Origin of the sequence: Streptomyces sp. NPDC058964, from assembly GCF_042741275.1 — a bacterium.
In the GTDB taxonomy this organism is placed as follows: Bacteria; Actinomycetota; Actinomycetes; order Streptomycetales; family Streptomycetaceae; genus Streptomyces.
In genome coordinates this window covers 1-1,014 of record NZ_JBHYKH010001088.1, presented here as the reverse complement: position 1 = coordinate 1,014, position 1,014 = coordinate 1, and the positions used below count along the sequence as shown (strand labels likewise).

1 protein-coding gene and 1 pseudogene are annotated in these 1,014 nt (G+C 74.2%); both read left to right on the top strand.

Features of this window, described 5'->3' with window-relative positions; translation table 11 throughout:
* The coding region (locus tag ACFW2E_RS47870) for a hypothetical protein (RefSeq protein ID WP_384478696.1) at positions 1-465 on the top strand (465 nt) is incomplete at its 5' end.
* Positions 462-1,014 (top strand): annotated as a pseudogene (locus tag ACFW2E_RS47865) (hypothetical protein); the annotation flags it as partial. The gene ACFW2E_RS47870 and the pseudogene ACFW2E_RS47865, both read left to right, overlap by 4 nt.

The window sequence follows — 1,014 nt, the reverse complement described above, 5'->3', positions numbered from 1 at the left end:
GCGCCGCCCAGCTCGGGTAGCCGGGAGCGAGCGAAGCAGGTCACCCCGGCCGGGGGCATCCTCGCCGTGGACACCGGGGCGTGGGTGCGGAAGGCCGGCGGGATGCACTTCGCCGTCCTGTCCGCCGTCGACCTGGCCGTCCTGACGATGGCTCCGACGCGGATGGAGCTGGACCGCGCCGGGTCCATCCTGGCCGCGCTCGACCACCTACAGAGCGTCGGTGCGCACTGCCCCGAGCTGCGCATCCTGCTGACGATGACCAACCCGAGCGCGGCCGCCGCCGACGAGCAGGAGACCGCCCTCGTCGACGCCGGGTATCAGGTCCTCCGCACCCGCGTACCGAGGTCGGACGCCCGCGACGGGTACGGCCAGGCATTCGGCCGGCCGCCGCGGCTGGTCCCCGACTCCTCGATGGATCTCCTCGCCGCCGAGCTGGTCGACGTCGCCGCCGGGGTGGTCCGGTGAGCGCGGCCGCCGCCCGGGCCGGGGACGACCGGGGCGCCCTGCTGGCCCGGCGGAATCGTGCGGTGAAGCAGGAGACGGCGCACCTGGCCCCGGCCGTTACCGAGGTCGTCTCGGTGGAGGCGCTGCCCGCTCCGTACGACGCCGGGGAGACCCGGCCCGCGCAGCTCGACGACCAGGAGCGCGCCACGCTGGAGGCGTGCGAGCGCGCGCTGGGCGGCCTCCAGCGCATGTACATCGTCGCGGGGAAGGCCCTGGAGGTCATCAACCGCGGCCGCCTCTACCGGGAGACGCACAGCAGCTTCGGCGCCTACGTCGACGAGGTCTGGGGGTTCCAGCGGGCCCACGCGTACCGGTGGATGGGTGAGTGGCGTCTCGGGGCGCAGCTCTCGAAAGTGTCTCCCCGGGGAGACAGTCACCAGGTCCCCGAGAAGCACACCCGTGCCCTCATGCCGGTGGCGCAGCAGTACGGCGAGGACGTCGCCGTCGCCACGTTCGCCGAGGCGTCCGCCGTCGCCGAGCAGCAGGGCACGAAGCTGACGACCACCCGCG